Source organism: Halomonas sp. PR-M31, from assembly GCF_001039575.1.
GTDB lineage: Bacteria > Pseudomonadota > Gammaproteobacteria > Pseudomonadales > Halomonadaceae > Modicisalibacter.
In genome coordinates this window covers 63,295-72,454 of record NZ_JIBT01000017.1, presented here as the reverse complement: position 1 = coordinate 72,454, position 9,160 = coordinate 63,295, and the positions used below count along the sequence as shown (strand labels likewise).

The 9,160-nt window shown below is 57.0% G+C and carries 5 protein-coding genes and 1 pseudogene; 2 read left to right on the top strand and 4 right to left on the bottom strand.

Annotated elements, in window-relative coordinates:
* Positions 1-207 precede the first annotated feature (207 nt).
* The gene (locus tag CH74_RS05965; RefSeq protein ID WP_048306557.1) at positions 208-621 is read right to left on the bottom strand and encodes a gamma-glutamylcyclotransferase family protein; all 414 of its coding nucleotides are present in this window, start codon (positions 619-621) and stop codon (positions 208-210) included.
* Positions 622-765: 144 nt separating this feature from the next.
* Here CH74_RS05965 and smrA point away from each other — a divergent pair, with 144 nt between their 5' ends.
* Positions 766-1,371: a DNA endonuclease SmrA gene (smrA, locus tag CH74_RS05960; RefSeq protein WP_048306556.1), complete on the top strand. Its 606-nt coding sequence runs from the start codon at positions 766-768 to the stop codon at positions 1,369-1,371.
* Between the two features lie 84 nt (positions 1,372-1,455).
* Here smrA and CH74_RS05955 read toward each other — a convergent pair whose 3' ends face one another.
* Positions 1,456-1,998, bottom strand: coding sequence for a DUF934 domain-containing protein (locus tag CH74_RS05955; RefSeq protein ID WP_082140309.1), 543 nt, complete (start codon positions 1,996-1,998; stop codon positions 1,456-1,458).
* Positions 1,991-3,643, bottom strand: coding sequence for a nitrite/sulfite reductase (locus CH74_RS05950; RefSeq protein ID WP_048306555.1), 1,653 nt, complete (start codon positions 3,641-3,643; stop codon positions 1,991-1,993). Before CH74_RS05950 ends, CH74_RS05955 begins: the two co-directional genes overlap by 8 nt.
* Positions 3,644-3,977: 334 nt before the next feature.
* Between CH74_RS05950 and CH74_RS05945 the strand changes: the two genes are divergently transcribed.
* Positions 3,978-5,357, top strand: coding sequence for an NAD-dependent succinate-semialdehyde dehydrogenase (locus CH74_RS05945; RefSeq protein ID WP_048306554.1), 1,380 nt, complete (start codon positions 3,978-3,980; stop codon positions 5,355-5,357).
* Between the two features lie 96 nt (positions 5,358-5,453).
* Here CH74_RS05945 and metH read toward each other — a convergent pair.
* A pseudogene (gene metH / locus CH74_RS05940) lies at positions 5,454-9,157 on the bottom strand (methionine synthase).
* Positions 9,158-9,160: the final 3 nt, after the last annotated feature.

Below are 9,160 nucleotides of genomic sequence, written 5' to 3'. Positions count from 1 at the left end.
GCGCCGGATCGAGAGTAGTAGAGAACCAGGATATAAGGTTGGGTAACGCTCATGACGACTCCGAGGGGGCGAGAAGAATGTGAGGCTGTGGTCGATGACGGCCTGCTTTCAAGGACGAAGCCTAGTGTAAGCGGGCTGGCGAAAGACGACAAACGACTTAACATTTATACCGTTATCTTTAATTTAAAAAATACACAAAAAATGATGTCACAGGCGTCGATAAACCCAAACAGAATTTCCGTTACTTAACGTTACTCGATCGCGAGTATAACGAATTCCCAGACGCTCGTAGCGATCAAGCTGTTTGAGTTCTGTTGCGTCGACATTCAAAAGATAACCTTCCACCTGAGCCTGAGGTGCCTTGTGTAAATCAAGTTTTTCACGACGAAACCCTGACAGCGTTACTTTTTGAGGGCTACCCCAGCGATCGTAAACCAGCCACCGAACAAGACCGTAGCGCAAGGTGCCGTACACGAACACCTGATGCTCACCTCTGGCTATGGGCGGCAAATTCTTAGGCGCTTCGTAACCAAACGGACTCAATAACACGAACCATAGATAAAACAGCACCATGCCAAGTGCAACCAGTGAAACGAGAAGAAACCGGCGTAGAAGAACCACGAAGTGTCCTGATGACAATAGTCGAAGATAAAAAGTCAGGCCATGATGACATGATTGAGTAAAAACCAGCCAGTTCACGGCTTGAAGAAAAGGGAAGAGCATCTGATATGATAATTAAATAAATCATACGTCGAGGGCATCGCCATGAACCGCTGTCTGAACCGCGACACCGATTTCAGTCACTTACTAGGAGGCGAAGCAGACAACGTTCGACCGCTATCCAAGGGTCGTGACAAGGCGGATGTAAATAGCTCGCCGCGCACTCCCAGCGAGGCTCAGCTGGCCCGTCGAGCAAGTGCCGTGGAAGAGGGCGAGGGTAACAACTTCCTGACGGACGAATTCGTCGATCTGTTGCCGCATCATGACCCCATCGAATATCGTCGTGATGGTATCCAAATTGGCGTGCTCGAGCGCTTGCGTCATGGGGGCTATGCCCCGGAAGCGCGTTTGAACCTGATCAAGCAACCGGTGCGCAATTGCCGACGCGAGCTGTTTACCTTTCTGAGTGATGCCATCGAACACGACCTTCGCTCCTTGTTGATCGTACATGGCCGAGGCAAGGCGCTCGATAGTCATGCCAATGTAGTGCGTTCCTATGTAGCGAAATGGCTGGTGCAGTTCGAGCAGGTACAGGCTTATTCGTCTGCCACGTCTTCACATGGCGGTATTGGCGCCACCTATGTCATGCTGCGCAAGTCCGAGCGCGCTAGAGCACGCAATCGAGAACGGCAGCAAAAGCGCAGAGGCTAGGTTTTCCATTTCGCATTGCGATCTTGAAACAATTACGCCGCCCAAAAAAAGGGCGGCGTAGCCATATTTACACAAACCTTAGGCTTAACTAGCTTCCCGCAGGCGCCGCTCGAACAGGGCTTCACCAACATCGATTCCCGTCTGATAGCTGACGCTGAAGGGTTTCAGCCAGCGCAGCGCATGTTCCAGGGATTGATCTTCTCGCAGCGCCAAGGCATCGAAGCCGCAGCGGGTCATATAATAAAGCTGATCGATCAGTACATCGCCGATGGCGCGAATCTCACCTTCAATGCCGTGACGCTCACGCAGAAGTCTGGCCAGGGTATAGCCACGGCCATCGGTAAACGCCGGAAAGTCGATGGCGATCAGTGGGGCATCATGCAGTTCAACCACCAGCTCAGGGCTAAGCTCGGTATCGCTGGCAAGCCAGGGGGCGAGATCGTCCTGCTCGCGATGTTGCCGCCATAGTGACAAAGGCACGATGGCAGGGCGAAAAGCCGGCAAGTCCGCTTCATCTCGAGATAGGTTCCAGGCATCTGATATGGGCTGACCTTGCTTGATCAACAGAGTGTCGGTGAGATCGTCCTGATAGATCTCGGGGTCAATCTTGATTGCACTGCTAGGCATATACCTGCTCCTTGAAAGGCTTGATGCCGATACGGCGATAGGTGTCTAGAAAGCGTTCATCTTCGTGGCGCTGCTCAACGTAAACATTCAACACCTTGCCGATGATCTCGGGCACATCCTCGCGATAGAATGAGGGGCCCAATATCTTGCCCAGGGAGGCATCGTTGTAAGAGTTGCCGCCTAGGGATATCTGATAGTATTCCTCACCTTTTTTATCGACGCCGAGGATGCCGATGTTGCCAACGTGGTGATGGCCACAGGCGTTCATGCAGCCAGAGATGTTCAGATCCAGAGGGCCCAGGTCGTAGAGATAGTCCAGATCGTCGAAGCGTTCCTGAATCGCCTGGGCGATAGGAATGGATACCGCATTGGCAAGACCGCAGTAGTCACCGCCCGGGCAGCAAATAATGTCGTTCAACGTGCCAACGGTCGGATTGGCCATGCCCAGATCCTGCAGCTTGTGCCACAGCGTCTCGATCTCATCCACCGGCACGTCGGTAAACACTAGATTCTGCTGGTGGGTCACTCGCAGTTCACCAAAGCCAAAGACATCCGCCAGATCCGCCACTGCCTCCATCTGATCCGCGGTCACGTCGCCAGGGGCAAGCTCGCGGCGCTTGAGGGATAGCGTCACCGCCTTGTAGCCCGGCACGATATGATCGGTAACGTTATTGGTCACGAAACGGGCAAAGGCGCGATCGTTCTGGCGAAGCTGCTCGTAGGTAGCAATAGCGGCTTCGCTGACAGCGCGTCGTTCCGGCTCCGGGAAGTGAGCTTTGGCACTATCGATGGCCGCCTGAGTGAGGGTCTGAGGACCATCTTTGAGATGTACCCACTCTTCTTCGACGCGCCGCCGGTATTCATCTATGCCCAGAGCCTTGACGAGGATCTTGATACGCGCCTTGAACTTGTTATCCCGGCGACCAAACTGGTTGTATACGCGAACGCAGGCCTCGAGATAGGTCAGCAGATGCTGCCAAGGCAGATCTTCACAAACCACATCTCCCAGCATGGGTGTGCGGCCCATACCGCCGCCCGCCAATACGCGAATTCTCAGCTCACCCGCATCGTTGTGCCATAGGCGCAGACCAATATCGTGGGCCTGAATGGCGGCGCGATCCTGCTCGGCGCCGGTTACGGCGATCTTGAACTTGCGCGGCAAATAGGCGAATTCCGGGTGCAGGGTCGACCATTGGCGGATCAATTCACACCAGGGGCGCGGATCTTCCACTTCGTCACCGGCAATACCGGCGAACTGATCTGTGGTGGTATTACGAATGCAGTTACCGCTGGTCTGGATGGCGTGCATCTGTACTTGCGCGAGTTCCGCCAGAATATCCGGAATGTCTTCCAGCTTGGGCCAGTTGAGCTGTAGATTCTGGCGGGTGGTGAAATGGCCATAGCCGCGATCGTAGCGTCGAGCAATGTCCGCCAAGACTCGCAGCTGCCTGCCAGACAGCATCCCATAGGGAATGGCGATGCGCAGCATCGGCGCATGCCGCTGAATATACAGGCCATTCTGTAGGCGCAGGGGCAGAAAATCGGTCTCGCTTAGCCGCCCCGACAAATAGCGTTCCATTTGATCGCGAAATTGAACGACGCGTTCATCGACGAGGGTCTGATCGTAGGTGTCGTACCGATACATACGGGGCATATCCGTTTTTAAAAGCGCCGCTCAGGGCACAAAGAACCTGGGTAACGGATACGACCATACAACGCCTTTGATATTCTGTGAAAGAATAAATAGTCATTCTATTTGATCTTAAGGTTATTAAAAGAGCGCTGATTTCTTGGCGTGCATCATAGGTGGAATCAGTTTCATGCATATCACTTTTAACCAAATTGCATTTGCGTGATATCAAGAATCTGGCCTAGCCTGTGACACACCCAACGAGAAGCCTGGCCGTCCAACGCGACCGTGCTCTCGTTCACACCCGTCCTGCACGGGTTACATGGACTGTTGCAAAAGGATGAATGACATGGCAAAGACACACCAAACCATCAATCCGGCGACCGGCGAGACCATTGCCACCTATGAAGTAATCAGCGATGACCAGGCACTGCAGGCCGTTCGTGACTCGCATGAAGCCTTTCTGAAGTGGCGCAAGACCAGCCTCGAGGAGCGCGGTAACATTATGCGCGAGATCGCCAAGCGTCTGCGGGCGAAAAAGGACGAGTACGCTGCACTGATGACCCAGGAGATGGGCAAGCCGATTTCCCAAGGTGGCGATGAGATCGAACTATGTGCCGCGATCTGCGAATACAGCGCCGATAGGGCACCCAAGGAACTGGCGGATGAAGAGCGCGAGCTCGAGGGTGGCCGTGCGCTGGTCAGCTATCAGCCGATTGGGGTGATTCTGGGTATTCAGCCTTGGAACTTCCCGTTCTATCAGGTGGTTCGCTACAGCATCGCCAACATCATGGCGGGCAACACCGTGCTGCTCAAACACGCTCCCAACGTTTGGGGCGCGGCAGTGGAGATCGAGAAGGTTTTCCGGGAAGCGGGTCTGCCGGAGAACGTGTTCCGCAATCTGCTCATCGACGCGGATCAGGTCAATCAGCTCATCGAGCACGAACACGTGCGCGGCGTGACCCTCACTGGCAGCCCGCGGGCCGGCAGCGCCGTGGCGGCCAAGGCCGGGGAATGTCTGAAAAAGTCCGTGCTGGAGCTGGGCAGCAACGATGCCTTCCTGGTCCTGGATGATGCGGACATCGATTTGGCGGTTGAAACCTGCGCCCAAGGCCGCATCTACAACAACGGCGAAACCTGCGTGGCCGCCAAGCGCTTCATCGTGGTGGACTCGGTCTATCAGCAGTTCCGCGACAAGTTCGTCGAGAAGATGCGCCAGATCGAGTACGGCGATCCGACCGACGAGAACACCATGCTCGGCCCGATCGCTCGGGACGATCTGCGCGACACCCTGCACGACCTGGTCAAGCGCTCCATCGATGCCGGTGCCACCTGCGTGTTCGGGGGCGAGATTCCGGATGGTCCGGGCTATTTCTACCCCAGCACCGTGCTGGAAGACTTGAAGCCCGGCATGCCCGCCTATGACGAAGAGCTGTTCGGACCGGTGGCGTCCTTGATTCGCGTGAAGGACGAGGATGAGGCCATTCGCGTCGCCAACGACTCCCGCTACGGCCTCGGCGGCGGCATCTTCTCAAAAGACGAGAAGCGCGCCATCGATATCGCGCGAAACCTGTTCGATACCGGCATGGTCAATATCAACGGCTATCGTCTGGCCCAGCCGCAGCTGCCCTTCGGCGGCGTCAAGGACAGCGGCTACGGTCGTGAACATGGCGGCTTCGGCATGAAGGAGTTCGTCAACGTCAAGTCGGTGATGATCGTCGAAGGATAAACTACGCGATCATTGTGACCGAGGTATGTGTTCTACAGTGAAAACGCCCGCATCCAAAAAGGATGCGGGCGTTTTCTTGCACTCCAGGCTCCCGACTCATTCCGGGTCGTAGGAAAGCACCGGCGACAGCCAGCGCTCAAGCTCGCTCATGGACATCCGCTTGCGCTGCGCCAGCATCTCGACCTGATCCCGGGTGATCTTGCCTGTGGAGAAATACTTCGACTCGGGATGGGCGAAGTACCAGCCCGAGACTGCCGCTGCGGGCCACATGGCGAAATTATCGGTCAGGATCATGTCGGTCTTGGCCGGCGCGTCCAGCAGGCGGAACAGGGTCGCTTTCTCCGTGTGATCCGGGCAGGCCGGGTAGCCGGGAGCAGGGCGGATGCCCTGATATTTCTCGGCGATCATGGCACTGTTGTCGAGGGTTTCCTCAGGCACATAGCCCCAGTACTCCTTGCGCACCCGCTGGTGGATGCATTCAGCAAAGGCCTCTGCAAGACGATCCGCCAACGCCTTGACCATGATGGCGTTGTAGTCATCGCCGGCGGTTTCATACTCCTTGGCCAGTTCGTCGGCGCCATGGCCGGTGGTGACCGCGAAGCCGCCGATCCAGTCCGGCTTGCCGGTCTCTTTTGGGGCGATGAAATCCGCCAGGCTGTAGCAGATGCCGTCGCGATTCTTGGTCATCTGCTGACGGATATGATGCAGATGCTCGATCACCGTCTCCCGAGACTCGTCCGCGTAGACTTCGATGACATCGTCGTCGACACTGTTAGCCGGCCACAGGCCGATCACGCCCCGAGCGTTGATGTGCTTTCCCTCGACCAGCTTGCGCAGCATGGTCTGAGCATCGTCAAACAGGCTGCGGGCCGCTTCGCCCACTACCTCATCATCCAGAATTTTCGGGTACTTGCCTGCCAGCTGCCAGCTCATGAAGAACGGCGTCCAATCGATGAATTCGACCAGCTCTTCAAGATCGTAGTGCTCGAACACCTTGAGGCCGGTAAAGGTCGGCGCCGGTGGGGTATAGCCTTGCCAATCCGGCTGGAAGCGCCGCTCCCGGGCTTCGGCATAGGAGAGATCCGCCGCCTTTGGCCGGCGCTTGGCGTTTCGCTCGCGTACCTTTTCATACTCGGCATGAATATCGGCAACGTAGGCCGGCTTTGCCTCCTTTGACAGCAGGCGGCTGGCCACGCCCACCGCTCGGGAGGCATCGGTGACATAAATCACCGGATGATCGTACTGTTGATCGATCTTGACCGCGGTATGGGCCTTGGAGGTAGTAGCGCCGCCAATCAGCAGCGGCAGCTCAAACCCTTGACGCTGCATCTCCTTGGCCACATGCACCATCTCGTCCAGGGATGGGGTGATAAGCCCTGAAAGCCCGATGATATCGGCTTTCTCGTCCTTGGCGGTCTGCAGGATCTTCTCCGCCGGCACCATCACGCCCAGATCCACCACGTCATAGTTATTGCATTGCAGGACCACGCCGACGATGTTCTTGCCGATATCGTGAACGTCGCCCTTGACCGTGGCCATGACGATCTTGCCTTTGGTCTGGGTGTCTTCGCTTTTCTCTGCTTCGATATAGGGCAGTAGATAGGCCACCGCCTGCTTCATGACCCGAGCGGACTTGACCACTTGAGGCAGGAACATCTTGCCGTCGCCGAACAGGTCGCCGACCACGTTCATGCCATCCATCAGCGGGCCTTCGATGACCTCGATGGGGCGCGGCGCACGTTGGCGGGCAAGCTCTGTATCTTCTTCTATATAGGCGGTGATGCCCTTGACCAGGGCGTGCTCGATGCGCTTTTCGACCTCCCAGCCGCGCCACTCGAGATCCTCTTTCTTGGGGCCGCTACCGGCGTCACTCTTGTAGCGTTCGGCAAGATCCAGCAGCCGTTCGGTGCCGTCCTCGCGACGGTTGAGTACCACGTCCTCCACGGCGTCACGCAGTTCTACGGGCAGATCGTCGTAGACCCCCAGCTGACCGGCGTTGACGATGCCCATGGTCAGCCCGGCCTTGATGGCATGATAGAGAAAGACGGAATGAATCGCCTCACGCACGGTGTTGTTGCCGCGAAACGAGAAAGAGACGTTGGACACACCGCCGGAGAGCATGGCGTGGGGCAGGTTCTGGCGAATCCAATGACAGGCCTCGATGAAATCCACCGCATAGTTGTTATGTTCTTCAATACCGGTGCCGATGGCGAAGATATTGGGGTCGAAGATGATGTCTTCTGCGGGAAAACCAATGTCATCCACAAGTAGACGATAGGCCCGCTCGCAGATCTCGGTCTTACGCGCCATGGTGTCTGCCTGGCCGTCTTCATCAAAGGCCATGACCACGATGGCAGCACCAAACCGCCGACAGGCACGAGCCTGTTCCCGAAAAGCGTCTTCGCCTTCCTTGAGGGAGATCGAATTGACCACTGCCTTGCCCTGAACGCACTTGAGTCCTGCCTCGATGATCGACCACTTCGAGGAGTCGATCATGATTGCACCCGGGAAATATCCGGCTCTGAGGCAACCAGGTGCAGGAAGTGCACCATTGCCGCCTGGGAATCGAGCATGCCCTCGTCCATGTTGATGTCGATCACCTGGGCGCCGTTCTCCACCTGCTCCAAGGCCACTTCCAGGGCGGTGTTGAAATCCTCTTCCTTGATCAGGCGCTTGAAGCGGGCGGAACCGGTAACGTTGGTACGCTCGCCAACGTTGACGAACAGCGAATCCGCCTCGATGTTGAAAGGTTCAAGGCCCGACAACCGGCAGGCAGCGGGGCGTTCGGGAATTTCGCGTGGTGCAAGGCCATCGACCGCGTCTCGAATCGCGCCGATGTGCTCCGGGGTGGTGCCGCAGCAGCCGCCGATGATGTTGCACAGGCCGCTTTCGGCGAATTCGCGGATGATGACCGCCATCTCTTCCGGCGATTGATCGTATTCGCCGAATTCGTTGGGCAGCCCCGCATTGGGGTGGGCGGAAACCAGGGTGTCCGCCTTGCTGGAAAGCTCTTCCAGGTAGGGGCGCAGTTCCGCAGCGCCAAGGGCGCAGTTCAAACCCACGGAGAAAGGCTGGGCGTGGCGCACGGAGTTCCAGAACGCCTCAGTGGTCTGGCCGGAGAGCGTGCGGCCCGAAGCATCAGTGATGGTGCCGGAGATCATCACCGGTAGGCGCTCACCGCGATCGTCGAACAATTCTTCGAGGGCGTAGATTGCTGCCTTGGCATTCAAGGTATCGAAGATGGTCTCGATCATGATGAAGTCGGCGCCACCCTCGATCAAGGCAGTGGCGGCTTCATAGTAGTTCTCTCGTAGAGCATCGAAGGTGACGTTGCGCTTGGACGGGTCGTTGACATCCGGCGAAAGCGATGCAGTGCGGCTGGTTGGCCCCAGCACGCCGGCCACATAGCGCGGCACGCCGGTCTCTTCGCCAACCTCATCGCATACCTGACGCGCCAGGCGAGCGGACTCGCGATTGAGTTCCACCACCAGTTCTTCCATCCCATAGTCACTCTGGGACAAGCGAGTGCTATTGAAGGTGTTGGTCTCGATGATATCCGCGCCGGCTTTGAGATAGTCCCGATGGATACGACGTACGAGATCGGGCTGGGTCAGCGCCAGCAGATCGTTGTTGCCCTGTAGTTGGGACGGCCAGTCGGCAAAGCGCTCGCCGCGAAACTCTTCTTCGCTCAAGCGGGCATTCTGCAACATGGTACCCATGCCGCCATCCAGAATCAGGATACGATTCGAAAGAGTGTTTTTTAAAGGCGCGAGAAGCGTATGGGAAGTAGCGGCGGCCATAGT

Coding starts and splice junctions, on each gene's coding strand:
- smrA (WP_048306556.1), top strand. CDS start 766: ATGAACCGCTGTCTGAACCGCGACACCGATTTCAGTCACTTACTAGGA.
- CH74_RS05955 (WP_082140309.1), bottom strand. CDS start 1,998: ATGCCTAGCAGTGCAATCAAGATTGACCCCGAGATCTATCAGGACGAT.
- CH74_RS05950 (WP_048306555.1), bottom strand. CDS start 3,643: ATGTATCGGTACGACACCTACGATCAGACCCTCGTCGATGAACGCGTC.
- CH74_RS05945 (WP_048306554.1), top strand. CDS start 3,978: ATGGCAAAGACACACCAAACCATCAATCCGGCGACCGGCGAGACCATT.